This window comes from Alsobacter ponti, from assembly GCF_024294805.1.
GTDB classification, from domain to species: domain Bacteria; phylum Pseudomonadota; class Alphaproteobacteria; order Rhizobiales; family Beijerinckiaceae; genus Alsobacter; species Alsobacter ponti.
This window is the reverse complement of record NZ_JANCLU010000007.1, coordinates 145643-164259: the sequence shown is the minus strand read 5'-3', so window position 1 is coordinate 164259 and position 18617 is coordinate 145643. Positions and strand designations below refer to the sequence as shown.

The 18617-nt window shown below is 71.6% G+C and carries 16 protein-coding genes and 1 tRNA gene; 11 read left to right on the top strand and 6 right to left on the bottom strand.

Annotation, left to right across the window (positions count from 1 at the left end; all coding sequences use genetic code 11):
• Nucleotides 1-14: 14 nt before the first annotated feature.
• The 5 genes from NK718_RS09520 to NK718_RS09500 are packed head-to-tail and all read left to right on the top strand — an operon-like array spanning nucleotide 15 to nucleotide 5417.
• Nucleotides 15-1028, top strand: a complete 1014-nt coding sequence (locus NK718_RS09520) for an ABC transporter ATP-binding protein (protein ID WP_254740974.1) — start codon at nucleotides 15-17, stop codon at nucleotides 1026-1028.
• A 42-nt stretch (nucleotides 1029-1070) separates the two neighbouring features.
• The gene (locus tag NK718_RS09515; protein ID WP_254740973.1) at nucleotides 1071-2420 is read left to right on the top strand and encodes an MmgE/PrpD family protein; all 1350 of its coding nucleotides are present in this window, start codon (nucleotides 1071-1073) and stop codon (nucleotides 2418-2420) included.
• A 38-nt stretch (nucleotides 2421-2458) separates the two neighbouring features.
• The gene (locus tag NK718_RS09510) at nucleotides 2459-3850 is read left to right on the top strand and encodes an MmgE/PrpD family protein (RefSeq protein WP_254740972.1); all 1392 of its coding nucleotides are present in this window, start codon (nucleotides 2459-2461) and stop codon (nucleotides 3848-3850) included.
• The gene (locus tag NK718_RS09505; RefSeq protein WP_254740971.1) at nucleotides 3847-4962 is read left to right on the top strand and encodes a 2-hydroxyacid dehydrogenase; all 1116 of its coding nucleotides are present in this window, start codon (nucleotides 3847-3849) and stop codon (nucleotides 4960-4962) included. The genes NK718_RS09510 and NK718_RS09505 overlap by 4 nt, the downstream gene beginning before the upstream one ends.
• Nucleotides 4959-5417, top strand: coding sequence for a helix-turn-helix transcriptional regulator (locus tag NK718_RS09500; RefSeq protein WP_254740969.1), 459 nt, complete (start codon nucleotides 4959-4961; stop codon nucleotides 5415-5417). Before NK718_RS09505 ends, NK718_RS09500 begins: the two co-directional genes overlap by 4 nt.
• On the opposite strand, the gene NK718_RS09495 is transcribed toward NK718_RS09500, so the two are convergent.
• Nucleotides 5412-7019, bottom strand: coding sequence for an AMP-binding protein (locus NK718_RS09495; protein WP_254740967.1), 1608 nt, complete (start codon nucleotides 7017-7019; stop codon nucleotides 5412-5414). The two genes, NK718_RS09500 and NK718_RS09495, sit on opposite strands and share 6 nt — an antisense overlap.
• Before the next feature lie 533 nt (nucleotides 7020-7552).
• Between NK718_RS09495 and NK718_RS09490 the strand changes: the two genes are divergently transcribed.
• Genes NK718_RS09490 through NK718_RS09480 form a run of 3 tightly spaced genes read left to right on the top strand, consistent with a single transcriptional unit; the run spans nucleotide 7553 to nucleotide 10614 of the window.
• On the top strand, nucleotides 7553-8590 hold the full coding sequence (locus tag NK718_RS09490; protein WP_254740965.1) for a phosphotransferase family protein: 1038 nt from the start codon (nucleotides 7553-7555) through the stop codon (nucleotides 8588-8590).
• Nucleotides 8591-8602: 12 nt separating this feature from the next.
• A complete protein-coding gene (locus NK718_RS09485; RefSeq protein WP_254740963.1) occupies nucleotides 8603-9376 on the top strand; it encodes an SDR family NAD(P)-dependent oxidoreductase in 774 nt (257 codons plus the stop codon).
• Nucleotides 9377-9411: 35 nt separating this feature from the next.
• On the top strand, nucleotides 9412-10614 hold the full coding sequence (locus NK718_RS09480; RefSeq protein ID WP_254740961.1) for an acyl-CoA dehydrogenase family protein: 1203 nt from the start codon (nucleotides 9412-9414) through the stop codon (nucleotides 10612-10614).
• A gap of 147 nt (nucleotides 10615-10761) precedes the next feature.
• Here NK718_RS09480 and NK718_RS09475 read toward each other — a convergent pair.
• The 5 genes from NK718_RS09475 to hemC all read right to left on the bottom strand — a co-directional run bounded on the left by NK718_RS09475 (nucleotide 10762) and on the right by hemC (nucleotide 15800).
• A tRNA-Thr gene (locus NK718_RS09475) sits at nucleotides 10762-10837 on the bottom strand.
• 97 nt (nucleotides 10838-10934) lie between these two features.
• Nucleotides 10935-12812, bottom strand: a complete 1878-nt coding sequence (locus tag NK718_RS09470) for a heme biosynthesis protein HemY (protein WP_254740959.1) — start codon at nucleotides 12810-12812, stop codon at nucleotides 10935-10937.
• On the bottom strand, nucleotides 12809-14083 hold the full coding sequence (locus NK718_RS09465) for a COG4223 family protein (protein WP_254740957.1): 1275 nt from the start codon (nucleotides 14081-14083) through the stop codon (nucleotides 12809-12811). Before NK718_RS09465 ends, NK718_RS09470 begins: the two co-directional genes overlap by 4 nt.
• 80 nt (nucleotides 14084-14163) lie before the next feature.
• Nucleotides 14164-14868: a uroporphyrinogen-III synthase gene (locus NK718_RS09460; protein WP_254740955.1), complete on the bottom strand. Its 705-nt coding sequence runs from the start codon at nucleotides 14866-14868 to the stop codon at nucleotides 14164-14166.
• Between the two features lie 5 nt (nucleotides 14869-14873).
• On the bottom strand, nucleotides 14874-15800 hold the full coding sequence (gene hemC / locus NK718_RS09455) for a hydroxymethylbilane synthase (RefSeq protein WP_254740953.1): 927 nt from the start codon (nucleotides 15798-15800) through the stop codon (nucleotides 14874-14876).
• Between the two features lie 157 nt (nucleotides 15801-15957).
• Here hemC and tsaD point away from each other — a divergent pair, with 157 nt between their 5' ends.
• The 3 genes from tsaD to NK718_RS09440 are packed head-to-tail and all read left to right on the top strand — an operon-like array spanning nucleotide 15958 to nucleotide 18544.
• Nucleotides 15958-17001, top strand: a complete 1044-nt coding sequence (tsaD, locus tag NK718_RS09450) for a tRNA (adenosine(37)-N6)-threonylcarbamoyltransferase complex transferase subunit TsaD (RefSeq protein ID WP_254740951.1) — start codon at nucleotides 15958-15960, stop codon at nucleotides 16999-17001.
• Nucleotides 17002-17018: 17 nt separating this feature from the next.
• Nucleotides 17019-18047 carry an NAD(P)H-dependent glycerol-3-phosphate dehydrogenase gene (locus NK718_RS09445; protein ID WP_254740949.1) on the top strand — a complete coding sequence of 343 codons (1029 nt, stop codon included), beginning with the start codon at nucleotides 17019-17021 and terminating at the stop codon, nucleotides 18045-18047.
• Between the two features lie 32 nt (nucleotides 18048-18079).
• The gene (locus tag NK718_RS09440) at nucleotides 18080-18544 is read left to right on the top strand and encodes an EVE domain-containing protein (RefSeq protein ID WP_254740947.1); all 465 of its coding nucleotides are present in this window, start codon (nucleotides 18080-18082) and stop codon (nucleotides 18542-18544) included.
• Nucleotides 18545-18617: the final 73 nt, after the last annotated feature.

Genomic DNA, 18617 nt, shown 5'->3' with positions numbered 1-18617 from the left:
GGGCGGTGACAGCCGTGGCCGGCATCGATCTCGATGTCGCCGAAGGTGAATTCGTGGTGCTTCTCGGGCCGAGCGGATGCGGGAAGACCACGACGCTGCGGTGCATCGCGGGCCTCGAGGACGTCAGCGGCGGTTCGATCGAGGTGGGCGGGCACGTCGTGTCGGAGCCGGACCGATCCGTTCCGCCTGAACGGCGGCAGATCGGGATGGTGTTCCAGTCCTATGCCATCTGGCCGCACATGACCGTGGCCCAGAACGTCACGTTCGGCCTCAAGCTCCAGAAGCTCCCTGCCGAGGTCGTCTCCAGGCGGCTCAGGTCAGCGCTCGAACTCGTCGGCCTGGAGGACTACGCGGAGCGCCATGTCAGTCAGCTTTCGGGTGGACAGCAGCAGCGTGTCGCGCTCGCGCGCGCCGTGGCGCTGGAGCCGAAGGTCCTGCTCTTCGATGAACCGCTCAGCAACCTCGATGCGAAGCTGCGCGAGCGAATGCGCTTCGAGCTGCGCCAACTGCAGCAGCGACTGGGGATCACCTCGATCTACGTGACGCATGACCAGCAGGAAGCCATGGTCGTCGCCGACCGGATCGTGCTGATGAACAAGGGCGAGGTCGAGCAGATCGGACCGCCCGTCGAGCTCTACAAGAAGCCTCGTTCGCGCTTCAGCGCCGAGTTCGTCGGTCTCACCAACATCCTCGGCGGCCGTGTGCTCGCCAGCGGCGGGCGCACCACGGTCGAGATTGCGCCGGGTTGGGCGCTGGAGGCGGAGGCCGGAGAATTCCGGCCGGGGGACGCCGTGGACGTCATTTTCCGTCCGGAAGACATCCAGACAAGCCTGAACCCGCTCGCGGGGCCGAATGGGTTTCCCGCAAGGGTGAAGTCGTCGTTTTTCCTCGGGAACGTCGCCGATCTGACTCTTGAAACGCATGGCATAGAGCTCCGGGGCCAGCTGAGCCCTCCCCAGCTGTGGGAGAGCGGTCGCGAGATTTTCGCGCGGGTCGATCCGGCCGCGCTCGTGCTGCTCCGTCGCTGAGCGATCTCCGACCAACCCCGATTCCAGAATGGAGGCGCGCCGATGACAGCGGTGGCAAGAACTCTCGGCGTCTACGCCGCGCAGGGCCGTTACGAGGACTTTCCGCGAGCCGTTCGCGAGGAGGGCCGGCGCGCGATGTTGAACTGGGTCGGGTGCGCTCTCGGCGGCGCGCATGAAGGTGCGGTGGCTTGCGCCCTCGCCGCGTTTGACCGCTTCTCCGGGCCGCGCCAGTCGCTCGTGATCGGTCACGACAAGGACGTCGACATTTTCCTGGGCGCGTTCCTCAACAGCCTCAGCTCGAGCGTTCATTCATTCAACGACACGCATTTTGCGACCGTCGCTCATCCCACGAGCCCCGTGGCCGCCGCTCTCTTCGCCCTGTCGCAGGAGCGGACCATATCCGGCCCGGAATTCCTCGGCGCGCTGATTCTCGGCAACGAGATCCAGTGCCGGATCGGCAACATGCTGGTCACGCCGCCGGCGACCTGCGGCGTGGGCCTGTCCATGCAGGGCCTGGTCGGCTGCATCGGGGCGGCGGTCGCGGTCGGGAAGGCGCTCGGCCTGGATGCTGAAGCGCTGACACGGGCGATCGGCATCGCCGCGAACCAGTCCGCGGGGCTGCGAGAAGCCCACGCCACGATGAGCAGCCACTTCACCCCCGCCAACGCCGCACGCGCCGGGCTGACCGCGGCGTTTCTGGCCGAATCCGGCTACGGCTGCTCGGAAACGATGCTGGACGGACCGAAGGGCTTTGCGGCTTCCTACGCGACGAACGCCGTCCCGGCGGCGGCCGTCGAAGGGCTCGGCGCGACGTTCGAGATTCTGGCGACCGCCTACAAGCCCTTTCCCTGCGGATTCGTGATTCATCCGGTCATCGACGCGTGTCTGGAGATGGCGCGCCGGCCCGACTTCAGAGCGGAGGATGTCGAGCGCATCGAAATCCAGGTGAACCCGCTCGCCATCCAGCTGACAAATCGGCCAGCGCCCGACGGGCGCCGGCAGGCCATGGTCAGTTCGCAGCATTGGGCCGCGGCCGCGCTCGTGTTCGGCAAGGCTGGGCTTCAGGAAGGGGAGGATGCCGCGGTCCATCATCCGGCCGTGGTCGCGCTTCGAAACCGCGTGCGCTTGATCCCCCGCGAGGATTTCGGCCGGGAAGCGGCGGAGGTGACCATCGTCAGGCGCGACGGACCTCCGCTGGTCGAATTTGTGCGGTCCTGCCGTGGAAGCATCGGGAGGCCCATGACCGACGAGGAGCTCGAGGTGAAGTTTCGTGGACAGGCCAGCCTTCTTCTCGACGAGGCGGCCATCAACGCCCTTCTCGACCGCCTCGCCGGCATCGAAGGCGAATCCGACGTGGGGAGCCTGGCTGCGCTGCTCCGTGGCCCTGCTTGAAGCCGCTTGCCGAGTTCGACCAACGGGGGACGTCAGTCATGAGCATGACAGAGACCATCGCACGGCTGTGTGTGGAACAATTGCCGTCGCGGGCAGGCGAGGCGGAACTCGCCAATGCGCGACTTTGCTTCATTGACGGTCTGGCGGTCGCCCTGGCCGCGGCCGACATGGCGCCCATCGACATGCTGTGGCAGGTCACGGGTCATGGCGATGCGCCCGCCGAGGCTCGCGTCATCGGCGGAAGAGGCCGGTGCCGGGCCGAGACGGCTGCCCTCGTCAACGGCATGATGGTGAGTCTTCTGCTGTTCGACGACAACCATTCCGAGATGCGCGGACATCCGACGGGCCCGGTCCTCCCGGCTGTCCTCGCGCTCGGCGAACTCTGCGGCGCGACGATCGACCAGGCGCTACGCGCCTTCATCGTGGGCTACGAGTTCGAGTGCCAGCTCGGACCGCTGCTCAACCCCTCGCAATACGAGGTCGGCTGGCACGCCACGGCCACCCAGGGCACGTTCGGCGCGACCGCGGCCGCGTCCGTTCTGCTCGGGCTCGACGCGGAGGCCACGGCGCGGGCCCTGGGCATCGCCGCTTCCATGCTGGGCGGCGTCCGACGGAACTTCGGGACGATGACGATGTCCTACCACAGCGGTCTCGCCGCCTCCTCGGGCGTGCGCAGCGCGCAGCTGGCGGCCCAGGGGTTCACGGCCGACCCCCGCGTCTTCGACGGCGCGATGAGCATCGGGCACCTGCTTTGCCGCGAGTGGGATCCGGAGAAGCTGAGGAGCTCGCTCACAAAATGGGGCGACCCATTCAACATCGTCAGGTCCGGCCCCGTGTTCAAGCTGCTGCCGACGGGAAGGCCCACCATCGCGCCCATAGAGGCGGCGCTCGAGGTTCGCTCGAAGGCGGGAGACCGCCTCGATGAGATCGAGGCGGTCATTTGCGATGTGAGCTTCATGTATCCACGGACGCTGATCCACTCGAAGCCTGTGACGGGGCTCCAGGGGAAGACATCGCTGCAGTACTGCGTCGCCGCGGCGCTCGTCGAAGGACGCCCCACGCTCGACAGCTATACGGACGCCGCGGTTTCCCGGCCCGAGATCCGGGCCGTGATGGACCGCATCCAGGTCCGCGTTCCCCCCGAACTCGATGAGAGCAACCCCGCCGTTCGCGCCCTGCCGTTCGACCAGCCTGTGACCGTGACTCTCCGGTTGAAGGGGGGGCAGGAGGTCTCGCATACCGTTCTCCACCACAAGGGAACGCCGGCCAATCCGGCTCGCGAGGACGATCTGCTCGAGAAGTTCGCCGACTGCACGCGGGGGCGCCTTCCCCCCGATTCGGCCGAGCGGCTGGCGGCCTATCTGGGCCGGAGGGAGGCCGGCGTTTCGGGCCTGCTCGACCTGCTGGAGCTCGGCGGGGCGGCACGATGACGAGGATCGTCATCGAGGACGACGCCGTTCTCCGTCTGGCCGGCGTCCTGCTGGACCCCGCGACGGATCCCGAGCGTCGGGCGGCGTTCGCGGCGTATGTCCGGCACGACTGTCCGGACTTCGATGCCTGGTCGGCCCAGGCCCGCCAGCGCTTCGCCGGGATCGCGGGCGCCGACGTGGTGTTCGTGCGCGACGGCGCCGAGCTGTTGGCCGCGCTTCCGGGAGCGGAAGCCGTCATCCTGGAAGATCTGCCCTTCGGTCCGGACGAACTCGCTTCGGCGACGAGCCTGAAGGTCGTGCAGCGTTTCGGCACGGTCCTGCGCGGCATCGACCTGGACGCCTGCCGACAGCGCGGGGTGACCGTCCTGAGCCTTCGGCGGCGGACGAATATCGCGGTGGCGGAGCACGCGTTCGCCATGCTGATGGCCTTGTGCAAGCGCCTGCACCAGATCTCGAACCTCGTGACGGACGAGCGGCTTCGAGCGGCCGGGTTCGCGCCGGGTCCCTTCGATACGCGTCATACGGCCAGCGCCAACTGGGGGCGGGTCGCCGGTCTGCGGACCCTGCACGGCAGCCGGCTCGGCCTGATCGGATTCGGTGAGATCGGCCGCGAGATGGCGCGGCTGGCCGTCGGCGCTGGCATGGACGTCGGCTATTTCCAGCGCACGCGCCTGTCCGCGGAGGAGGAGGCAGCCCTGGGCGTGCAGTTCCGGCCCTGGGACGAGATCCTGTCGACCAGCGACGTCCTGAGCGTGCATGTGCCCAAGACCGTTCAAAATCTCCTGGATTCGGCAGCCATTGCGCGCATGAAGCCTGGCGCTTTCCTGATCAACGTCGCGCGTGCCGGCGCCGTCGATCGAACGGCGCTTCTGGACGGCCTGCGGTCGGGTCGCATCGCAGGGGCGGGTCTCGACGTGCACTACGTTGAACCTGTCCCGCCGGACGACGAGTTCCTGGCGCTCCCGAGTGTCATTCTCACGCCGCACCTCGCCGGCGGCTCGCGCATGAACGGGCTGCAGGACATGAGCGATATGCTGGCCGGACTCGCCCTGGCCCTCCGGCCCCGGACAGGCCAGGCAACACCCCAGGCTCTTGACGGCGAGCGGCAATGAGCGATTGCCGGCAAGCCTGCGGCAACGACGATCCCGGCGATCCGTCCGGCCTGCGGAGAATGGCGCCATTTCTTCGCTGGTCGACGAACGAGAGAAATATCCTCCTCAGGATCACGTCGCATCCCGCCATGTTCAGCGTCTCAGCGCCCATGCTGGCTGATGACGACGAGTTCGAGGCGCGCCTGAGAAGCCTGTCGGCGATGCAGTTCCTGATCCTGCTCCTGATCTGCCGCGGCAAGCTGAACAAGCAGATCGCCTATCAGTGCGGGATCGCCGAGGCGACGGTGAAGTCGCACGTGGCGTCCGCGCTCAAGCGCCTCGGCCTGCGGTCCCGAATCGAGGCGGCCGTCAAGCTTGCGATTTTTCTGGAACGTCGTTCCGAGGACGTATCCGCCCCGCTGGGAGCGGGCCCGGCCTCACCTGAGAGCCGTCGTTCGAACGCCGAAGCCTCATAGCGATCTGGCGCGCGCGCGCAGCTCGAACTTTTGGATCTTGCCGGTCGACGTTTTCGGCAGGGCTGTGAACACCACCGTTCGGGGGCATTTGAAATGCGCGAGCCTGTCCCGACAGAACGCGACGATGTCGCCCTCCGTCACGGCGGCCGTTCCGGGCTTGAGCGTGACGAAGGCGCAAGGCGTCTCACCCCATTTCGCGTCCGGCCTCGCCACAACCGCCGCCTCCATCACCGCGGGATGCTTGTAAAGGACCTCTTCGACTTCGAGCGACGAGACGTTTTCACCGCCCGATATGATGATGTCCTTCGATCGGTCCTTGATCTCGACGTATCCGTCGGGATGGACGACCGCCAGGTCGCCCGTGTGCAACCAGCCTCCGGCGAGTGTCCGTTCCGTTTCGTCCGGCGATTTGAGATAGCCCTTCATCACCGTGTTTCCACGCAGCACCAACTCGCCCAGCGTCGCGCCGTCCCGCGGGACCGGCGCGCCGGTCTGGCTGTCGATGACGTCCTGGGCCTGCATCGTGAGGTTCCGCACGCCCTGTCGCGCCATCAGAACCGCGCGCTCGGCGAGTGGAAGCTCGCGCCATTCGTCCTGCGGGAAGCAGGACGTGGAGGGGCCGTAGCATTCCGTCATCCCGTACAGGTGCGTCAGGCGAAAGCCCATCCGCTCCATGGCCTCGATCACGGCGCTCGGAGGTGCGGCTCCACCCGTAGCGACCTCGACGGGGTGCTGAAGACGAATGGCGTCCGCGCCCGGCGCATGGATCAGCATCGTCAGAACGACGGGCGCGGCGCACAGGTGCGTGACGCCGTGCTCGCGGATCAGCCGGAAGATTTCGGCAGGGTCGATCGCGGGGAGGCAAACGTGCCGCGCGCCGACCGCCGTCACCGCCCACGGATAGGTCCACCCGTTGCAGTGAAACATCGGCAAGGTCCAGAGATAGACGGAGTCCGGGCGCAATCCGAACGTGATGACGTTTCCAAGCGCATTGAGATAGGCGCCACGATGGCTGTACAGCGCGCCCTTGGGCTGGCCCGTCGTGCCGGACGTGTAGTTGAGTGCGATCGACTCCCATTCGTCTGCCGGACCCGACCAGCTTTGTCGCGTCGCCTTCGCCAGGGTCTCCTCGTAGTCCATGGCGCCCATGGACGTTCGCTCGGCGGCCGTCATGCCGAAGGCGATGACCGGGATCGGCGTCTCCAGCTCCGCGAGCGCCGCCCGCGCGGGCCTGGCCAGAGCCGCGTGAACGATCAGCGCCTTCGACTCCGCATGGAGAAGGATCCGCGCGATGGCGGGCGGGTCGAGCCGCGTGTTGATGGCGTTCAGCACGCCGCCGGCCAAGGGTACGCCGAAATGGGCTTCCAGCATCTCCGCGGCATTCGGACAGAGCACCGAGACCACATCGCCGGGTTTGACGCCGAGTCCGACGAGCGCCCCGCCCAGACGCGCGGCCCGGTCGCGAAACTCCGCGTAGGTGAACAGCCGCTCGCCATCCACGACGGCGATCCGGCCCGGAGTCACGTCAGCCGCACGCGCCAGGAAGTCCAGCGGGGACAGCGGGACGTGGTTCGCGCGGCGGGTCGGCGGATCGGGACGCATTCGAGGCGCTCCTGCGCGGTGGCGACGCCCGGCGCGGAAGACAGGGTCGTCCCATCAGTCTTGCAGTGGAAACGTTCCGAAGACCTGCGATCGACAGCGGCGTCTCGGCCGATTGAATCGCGGATCGTCGAAGGACGCTCGCCATCATGCGTTCGGGGTGCAGGCGATTCAAGCATCCGAGACCACGGCCCCGGCCCTGTCGTGACCTGCGCGCACGGCCAACCACATCCACCAGGGGACACTCGCGCCAAGGGACTCTCGCGCCAGGCGACACTCGACACTGTTTCGGAGTTCGAGGACAGTAAGCGCCGGCATGCCGGCGCCTGTGAGGCGTGCATCGGTGAGATGGCCCGTCTCGATCGGGGCCCAGCGATGCGCTTCAATGACGGGGACGCCTCCATGGTCGGATTGTCGCTGGAGCGGATTGTGGCGGGCTCGGAACCTCGGACATCCCGGAAAGGCACGCTTGCCGGTGAGGCCCGCTGCCGGCCGGCAGCGCGGCCCGCGCACGCCGTTGGTCAGGATGTTCGCAAGTGACGGGCGTGGGGTCGGCTTCGGATGTCCTGGACTTCGATCCGGAGAGGCTTGCCGCCCATCTCGGCCCGCGCCTGCCATTTGCGACGGGGACCATGGCGGTGCGCCGCATCGGTGGCGGGCAGTCCAATCCCACCTACGCGCTCACCTTCCCCGCCGGCAGGGCGATCCTGCGCAAGAAGCCCTCCGGCCCGATCCTGCCCATGGCGCACGCGGTCGACCGCGAGTTTCGCGTCCTCGACGCGCTGAAGGACACGGCGGTCCCCGTGCCGCGACCGCTGCTGTTCGAGCCCGACGCCGGCGTGATCGGGACGCCGTTCTACGTCATGGAGCACCTTGAAGGCCGCGTCTTCCACGACTGCGCCTTGCCGGGACTCGCGCCGCGGGAGCGGCGGGCCATGTACTTTTCGATGGCCGAGACGTTGGCCGCGCTGCACGCGGTGGATCCGGCGGCCATCGGGCTCGACGATTTTGGCAGGCCGGGCGACTACTTCGCCCGCCAGCTCGCGCGCTGGTCCCGGCAATGGGCGGAATCGCCCACGGACGACATCCCGGAGCTTGACGCGGTGGTGGACTGGCTCGCGGGCAAGCTGCCCCGGGACGATGCGCCGCCCGCCATCGCACACGGCGATTTCCGGCTCGGCAACCTGATGTTCCATCCGACCGAGCCGCGCGTCATCGGCGTGCTCGACTGGGAGCTCGCGACGCTCGGCCATCCCCTGGCCGATGTCGGCTTCTGCTGCATGACGTGGCACACGTCACCAGAGGAATATTCCGGCGTTCTCGGGCTCGACATCGCGGCGCTCGGCATTCCGACCCAGGACGAATTCGTCGCGCGCTACGAGGGCCTGCCGGCCCCCTCGGGGCGGCTGCAACCGGTCCACATCGTCTTCGCGCTCTTCCGCTTCGCGGTCATCTTCGTCGGGATCGCCGATCGGGCGCGGGCTGGCACGGCGGCTGACGCCAACGCCGCGCAAACCGGTCGGCTGGCGGTGAACTTCGCGCGGCGGGCGCATGCCCTCGCGATGGCGTCCTGAAGGAGGGCGGGGATGGATCTCGGCGCGTTGATGCGGGGCAGGCACGTGCTCGTGACGGGCGCCTCAAGCGGGCTCGGCGAGCATTTCGCGCGCCTGCTCGCGGGATGCGGGGCGGCCGTGACGGTGGCTGCCCGTCGTGTCGACCGGCTGCAGGCGCTCGTGGAAGACCTGTCCGTCGCGGGCGCGCCGCATGCGCGGGCCGTGGCGCTCGACGTCACGGACGAAGGATCGATCCGCGCCGCGCTGGCGGCCGCCACGGGAGACAGCGCGCCGGCGCTCGACGTGCTGGTCAACAATGCCGGGATCGCCGCGGGCGAGCCGGCCATGGCTGTGAAAGCCGACCTCTTCGACCGGATCATCGGCACGAATCTGCGCGGCCCGTGGCTCCTGTCCGTGGAAGCGGCGCGCCTATGGCGGAACGCGGGGCGGCCGGGCGTCATCCTCAACGTCGCCTCCATCCTCGGCCTGCGCGTCGGCAGGGGCGTGGCGCCCTACGCCATCTCCAAGGCGGGCGTCGTGCAGATGACGAAGGCGCTGGCGCTCGAATGGGCCCGCCACGGCATCCGCGTCAACGCGCTGTGCCCCGGCTACGTGCTCACCGACCTCAATCGCGAATTCTTTGAGTCGCCAGCCGGGCAGAAGATGATCGAGCGCATCCCGATGCGCCGGCTCTGCGACCCCGGCGACCTTGACGGTCCGTTTCTGCTGCTGGCGTCGAGCGCCTCGGGCATGATGACCGGCAGCGTGCTGACGGTGGATGGCGGGCATCTCGTCTCGGAGATGTGAGCGGACGGCAGGCAGCGAACGAAGGAACGAGCACCATGGATTTCACCCTCCCTGCCGCGATCGAGGATGTGCGGGGGCGCGTCGCCGCCTTCGTCGAGCGCGAGATCCTGCCTGTCGAGGCCGACCGGGCCAACTGGGACGCGCACGGAAACATCGCCGCGGCCCCGCTCGCGGCCCTGCGCGCGAAGGCCAAGGGGGAAGGGCTCTGGTGCCTGCAGCTCAGGCCCGAGACGGGCGGCCTCGGCATCGGCAAGATCGGGATGGCGGCCTGCTACGAGGCCATGAACCGCTCCATCTTCGGGCCCGTCTGCTTCAATTCCGCCGCGCCCGACGACGGCAACATGATGGTGCTGGAGAAGACGGCCACCCCCGCGCAGCAGGAACGCTGGCTTCAGCCCATCGTGCGCGGCGAGGTGCGCTCCGCCTTCGCCATGACGGAGCCGCATCCCGGCGGCGGCTCCGACCCGCAGATGATCGCCACGCGCGCCGAGCGGCGCGGCGACGTCTACGTCGTGAAGGGGCGCAAATGGTTCATCACCGGCGCGGACGACGCGGCCCATTTCATCCTGATCGCCCGCACCTCCGACGATCCGCGTCACGGCCTCACGGCCTTCCTGTTCCACCGCGACCAGCCCGGATGGCGGATCGCGCGGCGCATCGGCATCATGGGCCCCGAGGAGCATGGCGGCCATTGCGAGCTGGAGTTCGACGGGCTGGAGATCCCGGTCGGGAACCGGCTGCTGGAGGAGGGGCAGGGGATGAAGTTCACCCAGATCCGCCTCGGCCCCGCGCGCCTCACGCACTGCATGCGCTGGATCGGCCTGTCGAAGCGCTGCGTGGAGGTCGCGCGCGACTACGCCGCGGTGCGGACCGGCTTCGGCGTGCGCCTCGCGGACCGGGAGAGCATTCAGCTGATGCTGGGCCAACTCGCCATGGACATCGAGATCGGCCGCCTGCTCGTGATGAAGGCCGCATGGGAGCTCGACCGCGGCGGCTTCGCGCGCAAGGAGGTCTCCATGGCCAAGGTGCACGTCGCCAACCTGCTTCACCGGGCCGCCGACGTGGCGATCCAGATCAACGGCGCGCGCGGCTATTCCACCGACACGGTGCTGGAGTGGATCTACCGCTACGCCCGGCAGGCCCGTCTCGTGGACGGGGCGGACGAGGTGCATCGCATGGTGCTCAACGGCTTCCTCGACAAGGAAGGCGCGGGGTTCTGGTCCTGGCCGACGCATTGACGTGCGCAGGGCTCCTTCGTCGTCCAGCCGTAAACCGTCGCCGCGAGGACCCGTGAGGCGCCGGGTGTGGATTCCGGCTTTCCGCGATCCCGAAAAGGTCCCGGTGCTTCACATCTCGTGCTGATGGAAAATGGTGCCGAAGGAAGATGGTGCCGCAAGAGGGATTCGAACCCCCGACCCCCTCATTACGAATGAGGTGCTCTACCAGCTGAGCTATTGCGGCGACGCGCGGAGGTCATAGCGTCATCGGCCCGGATTGGCAAGGCGGGCGGGCGACAAATCCGCCCGCCAGAACGCCTCCAGGCCGCCCGCCGGACCGCTTATTGCAGGAAGCCGATGCGGGCGCGTTCGCCGGAGTCGCCGCGCTCGGGACCGGGGTCGTCGGGCGGCGTCGGCACGGGGAAGACCACGGGCAGCGGGCCGGGCGAGCGGCGGCCGGCGCCGCGATCCGCCGGGCGGCGCGGCGTGTCCGTCGCCACGGGCCGCGCCTCGGCCGCGAGGTCGCGCTCCCCATGAGGCGGGGCGGGCCGCGTCTCGGCCGCCGGCTCGCGCTCCGCCTTCGGGGGCGCGGGCGGCGCGGTGGGCTCGGGTTCCGGCGCGGGCGATGCGAGGCGCGCGGGCTCGGGAACGGGCTCGGAAACGGGCAAAGGCACGGGCTCCTGCGCCGGGGCGGGCGGGGTCTCGGCGGCGGCGGTTGCCGGCTCGCGGGCCGGAGGCGCGACGGGTTCGACGACCGGCGGGGGCTCGGGGACCGGGGCCGGCTGGACGGCGGGCGGTTCCGCGGGCGCGGCCTCGTGGACGCGGGAGGGCGACAGCGCGACCGGCTCGTCGACATCCGCCATCACCGCGTCGGGCGCGGCGAGATGGAACCGGGCGCGGTCGCCGGGCGCGGGGCGCTCGGGGTCGTAGTCGGCCAGTTGCTCGACGGGCGTTCCCCACACGAAGGCGTCGAGCCGGCCGGTGACCGGCGAGACCGGCGCCCAGGTGGAGGCGATGACCCCGTCGGCGATCCAGGCCGGGTCGCGCGGCGCGCGCGAGGCGCGCGCGAACCACTCGCGCACCGCGCCGTCCGCGCCGTGCTCCATGTCCTCGACGTCGGCCATCAGCAGGCAGACGCGGACGCTCGGCCGCTCCTCGGCCTCGACCAGCGGACGCAGCACCTCGCGCGCCCTCGCCGGCTCGCGCGCCGCGACGGCCTCGGTCGCCACCGCGATGCGGCTCTCCGCGTCGCGCGGGCGCAGGGAGAGCAGGCGTTCCGCGCGCTTGAGGCGGTCCTTGGCGGAATCGCCGGCGCGCACGTTGACATAGGCGGCGGCGAGGTCGGGATGCGGCTCGTGGCTCCAGATCGTCTCGACGGTGCGCGACGCCTTGCGCAGATCGCCGCGCCGGGCCAGCAGCCGGGCCGCCAGCGTGGCCGCCGGCACGAGGGTCGGCGCGAGCTTCAGCGCCTCCTGGGCGCGCGACAGCGCGGCCTCGGGCTCGCGATCGGCGCGCGCCATCGCGTCGGCGGTGAGCAGCACGGCGCGGTGGCGGCGCACCGTCGCCTTGTCGAGGCCCTTCGCCCCGCGCTCCAGCGTGCCGAGCGCGCCGGTCCAGTCATGGTCGGCGCACTGGTATTCGAGCAGCGCCTCGCCGGCCCACGACACCGTGGGGGCGATGCGCGCGGCCTCGGCGGCGTAGGCGCGGGCGGCGGCCCCGTCGCCCTTGCGGCGCGCCTCGACGAACAGTCCGCGCAGGCCGAGCACGCGCGTCTCCGGCTCGTCGAGCATGCGGCGGAACGCGCCTTCGGCCGAGCCCCGGTCGCCCGCCATCTGCGCCGCCTGGGCGCGCAGCAGGAGGGCCAGCGGCTCGTCGCCGAGAAGCTTGCCCGCGTCGGCGGCGTAGCGGCGCGCGGCGCGCGGATCGCCCGCGCCCACGGCGACCATGCCGCGCGACACCGCCGCGAAGCCCTTGGCGCGGCGGCGTGCCCGCGTGGCGAGCCCGATCGTCGCCGGCAGGCGCAGCACGTAGCGCAGCACCGACCAGACGAAGAGCAGCGCCACGGTGAGCGCCAGCACGACGCCCGCCGCCGCGATCAGCGACGTCTCGATGCGGTAGCCCTGGACCGTCATCACCACGCCCCCGGGCATGTCGAGGAGCCAGACGCCGCCGAAGGCGAGCGCGGCGAGAAGGGCGATGAAGAGCAGGACGCGGATCATCGCGCGGGGCCTCCACTGGCTTTCATGACGGCGAGGACGTCGTCCACGGCCTTGGTGAGAATGGCGTCGGCGGCCTGGCCCGCGGCGATGCGGGCCCGCAGCCGGTCGAGGAAGGGCTGGGCCGCCGCGCGGTCGCGCTCGGGCAGGCGCTGCAGCGCCTCGGCCGCGGCCGGCAGGTCGCCCTTCCGCAGAGCGTCCTCGGTGCGCGCGGCGATGGCCGGCGGCTCGTCGCCCGGCGCCTGCCCGACCGGGCGCACCTTGACGACGCGCAGCACCGCCGCGGTCGCGCGGTCAAGGACACTTCCGGCCGCCGCCTCGGGCGGACGGGTCAGCGCGTCGCGCACCGGCGCGAAGTCGGCCGCCAGCCGCGCCGGGGTCGGCGCGCCGGAGGCGGCGAAGGGCTTGAGGGCGGCGACGAGCTGCGCGTCGGCGCCCGCGCCCTCAAGCGCCGCCAGCTCCCGGGCGTAGGGCCGGCCCTGCGCCAGCTCGTCCCGCGCCAGCATGGCGACGGCCAGCCGCGCCGTCTCCGGCGAGGCCGTGGGCGGCGGCGGGGCCACGGGCGCGGCGGGCTGGGCGGGAGCGGGCCCGGGCGACGCCTCCCGCAGCCCGCGCTCGACGGCCGCGAGGCGCTGCGTCAGCGGAGCGAGGTCGACCGGCGGCGGCGGCTGGCGCGCGTCGAGCTTGTCGATGTCGGCGCGAGCCTGCTGTTGCGCGGCCTCGATGGCGGCAGCGCGTTTCTCGACCGCCTCGAGCCCGCGCCGAGGCGCGCGCTCGCCCACGGCCGTCTCCAGCGAGGCGAGCCGGTCGGACAGGTCGGCCAGCGGCCCCGCCGTGAACAGCGCGACGCCGGTCAGCAGCACGGCGAGCACGCCCCCGCCGAACCCCGCGAGGGCGGCCCGGCCGAGGCGCGGCGGCGGCTGCGTCGCGACGGCGGGCGGCGGTTCGCTCCGGCCGAAGGGGGCGGGCTCGGGCTCCACGTCCGGCGGGGCGGAAGGGAGCTCGGAATCGACGGGAGGCGGCGCGGCGTCCGCAGTCGCGGGTTCGCCGGGCGCTACGGTTGCGTCGCGCTCCGGCGCGGATGGCATGAGCGGATCGGGCGCGGGGTCGGCGGCGGCGGGGTCCGATTCGGGCGTGGGCTCCGCGTCCGCGACATGGCGCGCGGTGAGGTCCAGCGTGGCGGGCTCGCGCGGGGGCTTGCGGCCGGGCCGGTTCGGCCGTCCGGCGTCGCCGTCCGTGCGCTTCGTGTCGATGGTGTCGTCGTCGCCCGCCATGTATCCCGCCCGATGGCCCCGGAGAGGGGCGCGTTTCGTCCTTAGCACCGCCCCGCGACGGGGCGAACCCGCATTCGGCCTCATCCGCAAGGCGGAAGCGTGGCGAATAGCGAGTCCTCGTCCGGCGCGACCGCAACGACAACATCCGACGCGCCGGCGCGTTGCAGCGGCTCAGCCACATCGGCCGACAGCGCGCGGTGAGCGAGCGCCGCCAGCGCGTCCTGAAGCCCCGCCCGCGCCGCCAGGTCGAGCGCCGTCTCAGCCCCCCGGCGCGAGTAGTGAAGCACGAGGGCCGGCGCGCCGGAACGCAGCAGTTCGGCGAAGGCCGCCGGCAGCGCCGAGACCCGGCGCATGGCGTAGGTCTCGCGCACCGTCACCCGCAGCCCGGCCGCTGCCAGCCGCGCCTCGAGCTCCGGCTTGCGCACCGTCCCGGCGAGATACAGCACGCGCGCGCCCGCCGGCAGCTCGCGCGCCAGAAGTTGCGAGAGCGCCAGCGCCGTTCCCCCCGCCGCGCGCACGTCGCGGAAGCCCGCCGCGCGGGCGGCGGACGCGGTGCGCTCGCCCACCGCGAACAGCGGCGAGGAGAGCGCCGCCGGGTCCGCCGCGCCGGCCAGGAACGCCCGCGCGCTCGTCGCCACCACGGCCGCCCAGCCGTCCCCCGCGGGAGCGGAGGACGTCGCGACGGCCTCGAACAGCGGCGCGACGACGGGGGTGTAGCCGAGCGCCGCGAGCCGGCGCGCCGTGCGGGCGGCGTCGGGCTCGGGCCGGGTGACGACGACCCGCATCGATGTCAGTGGGCGAGGATGTCGGACGGCGCGCGGGCCAGGATGTCGCGGCCGGCCTCCCCGCCGAGGCGCGCGGCGTCCTCCGGCGCGCCTTCGCGCGCGGCCTCGAAGCTCTCGCTGCCGTCGGCGCGCAGCACGAGGCCGCGAAACCGCACCACGCCGCCCTCGACGACCGCGTGGCCGGCGATCGGCGTGCGGCACGAGCCGTCGAGCACGGTGAGGAAGGCGCGCTCGGCGGCCAAGGCGATTCCGGTCTCCGCGTGGGCGATGGCCTGGAGCGCCGCGCGCGTGCGCGCGTCCCCGTCGCGCGCCGTGACGGCGATGGCGCCCTGCCCGACGGCGGGCGGGAACGCGTCGAGGTCGAGCACGGAGGCGACCCGGTCCGCCATGCCGAGCCGCTTGAGGCCTGCGAGCGCCAGCAGCGTCGCGTCGAACTCGCCCTCGGCGATCTTGCGCAGCCGCGTTTCGACATTGCCGCGCAGCAGCGTCGTGCGGATGTCCGGCCGCAGGCGGCGAATCAGCGCCTGCCGCCGCAGGCTGGCGCTGCCGACCACGGCGCCTTGCGGCAGCTCCATCAGCGTGCGCGCGCGCGTCGAGATGAAGGCGTCGCGCACGTCCTCGCGCGGCAGGTAGCCGGCGATGACGATGCCGTCGGGAAACAGCGTCGGCATGTCCTTGGCCGAGTGGACGGCGAGGTCGACGCCGCCGTCCAGCAGCGCCGCGTCGATCTCCTTCGTGAACAGCCCCTTGCCGCCGGCCTGCGACAGCGCGCGGTCCTGGATCATGTCGCCCGAGGTCTTGATGACGACGATCTCGACCGCCTCCTCGGGCAGGCCGTGCGCCGCGATCAGCGCGGCGCGCACGGTGCGCGCCTGCCAGAGCGCCAGCGGGCTGCCGCGCGTGCCGATCCTGAAAACCCCGTCGCCCGCCATCACCCTCGTCCCCAGTCCGTCCAAGCCCGTGCGGGCCCTGCGCCCGCGCGACCGTTTCCTTCGCTCGCGGCGCGGACTATAGGGTGTCGATCCCGCCGGCGAAAGGCGCGTCGACCGCGCCCTTCGCAGGCCCCACCGACCGGAGGCGACTACGCGAATGCTGGTGCTTGGCATCGAGACGACCTGCGACGAGACCGCGGCTTCGGTGGTGTCGTCCGAGCGCGACGGGCACGGCGAAATCCTCTCCAACGAGATCCTCAGCCAGATCGCCGACCACGCGGCCTATGGCGGCGTGGTCCCCGAGATCGCGGCGCGCGCCCATGTCGAGGTGGTCGACCATCTGGTGGAGCGCGCGTTGGCCAAGGCCGGAGTGCGGCTGAGCGACCTCGACGGCGTGGCGGCGGCAGCGGGGCCGGGCCTCATCGGCGGCGTCATCGTCGGCCTCACCACCGCCAAGACGCTGGCGCTGGTGGCCAACAAGCCGCTCGTTGCGGTGAACCATCTCGAAGGGCACGCCTTGTCGCCGCGCCTCACGGACGGCGTCGCCTTCCCCTATCTGCTGCTGCTCGTGTCGGGCGGGCACACCCAGCTCGTCGCGGTGAAGGGCGTCGGCGACTATGTGCGCCTCGGCGGCACGGTGGACGACGCCATCGGCGAGGCGTTCGACAAGACCGCCAAGATGCTCGGCCTGCCCTATCCGGGCGGGCCGCAGGTGGAGCGCGAGGCCGAGCGCGGCGACCCGGAGCGCTTCGCCCTGCCGCGCCCGATGCTCGGCCGCGCCGCGCCCGATTTCTCCCTGTCGGGGCTGAAGACCGCCGTGCGGGTGGAGGCCGAGCGCATCGCGCCGCTGACGGGCAAGGACGTCGCCGATCTCTGCGCGTCGTTCCAGGCTGCCGTCGTCGATGTCGTGGTGGACCGCACCCGCGTGGCGCTGAAGCTGTTCCGCGAGACGGCGGGACATCCGAGCGCGCTGGTGGTGGCCGGCGGCGTCGCCGCCAACGCCACGGTGCGGCGCGCCCTGCAGCGCCTCGCCGGCGAGACGGGGCTGCGGCTGGCCGTGCCTCCGCCCGCCCTGTGCACCGATAACGGCGCGATGATCGCCTGGGCCGGTATCGAGCGGCTGCGGCGCGGCCTCGTCGACGACCTCTCCGTCGCGCCCCGGGCGCGCTGGCCGCTCGCGCCAGCCCCCGCGCGGGCCTGACCGGGGAGGACCGCGCCATGCCCCGCGAGCGCTTCGGGTCCATCGCCGTGCTGGGCGGCGGCGCGTGGGGCACCGCGCTCGCCAACGCGGCGGCGCGCGGCGGACGGCGCGTGACCCTGTGGGCGCGCGACGCCGGCCAGGCGCAGGAGATGGCGGCGACGCGCGAGAACGCCACCCGCCTGCCGGGCGTGCGTCTCGCCGATTCGGTCGCGCCGACCGCCGACATCGCCGCCATCGCCGAGGCCCGCGCCGTGTTGCTGGCCGTGCCCGCGCAGTCGCTGCGGGCGGTCGCCTCGCTCGCCGCTGCACACATGCGCCAGGGCGCGGCGGCCGTGATCTGCGCCAAGGGAATCGAGCGCGACACCGGCCGCTTCATGAGCGAGATCGTGGCCGAGACGCTGCCCCACGCCGTGCCTGCGGTGCTGTCGGGGCCGAGCTTCGCGGCCGACGTGGCGCGCGGCCTGCCCACCGCCGTCGTCCTCGCCTGCGCCGACGCCGCGCTCGCGCAGGGCCTCGCCGCCGCGCTCAGCTCGCCGAGCTTCCGCGTCTACCATGGCGACGACGTGCGCGGCGTCGAGATCGGCGGCGCGGCCAAGAACGTGCTCGCCATCGCCGCGGGCATCGCCGCCGGCATGGGGCTGGGCGAGAGCGCCAAGGCGGCGCTGACGACGCGCGGCTTCGCGGAATTGTCGCGCTTCGCCCGCGTCCACGGTGCAAGGCCGGAGACGCTGATGGGCCTGTCCGGGCTGGGCGACCTCATCCTCACCTGCGGCTCGCTGCAATCGCGGAACTTCGCCTTCGGGCACGACCTCGGGCGCGGCGCGCCGGTCGCGGCGGCCGGCGGCGGCAAGCTGGCCGAGGGCGCGTTCACCGCCCGCGTGCTCGCCGGCATGGCGGCGGAGCGGAGCGTCGACATGCCGATCGCCCAGGCCGTCGACGCGGTGCTGGAGGGGCGGCTCTCCATTCGCGCCGCGATGGACGCGCTGATGACGCGGCCGCTGCGCGCCGAGCACGGGGACGCTCCCTTTTCGGCCGGCCTCGACTAAGCTGCGGCGGGATTCGCGGGGGACATCGACACATGGCGCACTGGCTCTACAAGTCCGAACCGTCCGTCTGGTCGTGGGACCAGCAGGTTGCCGAGGGCGCCAAGGGCACGTTCTGGAACGGCGTGCGCAACCATCTCGCCAAGCTCAACATGATCGCCATGAAAAAGGGCGACCGCGGCCTGTTCTACCATTCCAACGAGGGCAAGGAGATCGTCGGCATCGTCGAGGTGATCCGCGAAGCCTATCCGGACCCGACGGCCGATCCCGGCGCGCCCTGGGTGGCGGTGGACCTGAAGGCCGTGAAAAAGCTCGAGCGGCCGGTGACGCTGGCGCAGGTGAAGGCCGAGCCGCGGCTCGCCAAGATGTCGCTCGTCACCTGCATGCGGCTGTCGGTCCAGCCGGTCACGGATGAGGAGTGGAGCGTCGTCATGGAGCTCGCCGGCGAAGGCCAGGCCGCCTCCGCGAAACCCTCGAAACGCGCTTCGCCGAAAGGTTAGCGACGAAAGCACGAGCGGCCCGCGCTTGAAGCGGAGGGGGCCGGTTCGCATAATGCGCCCCGAAGGGTCGGAC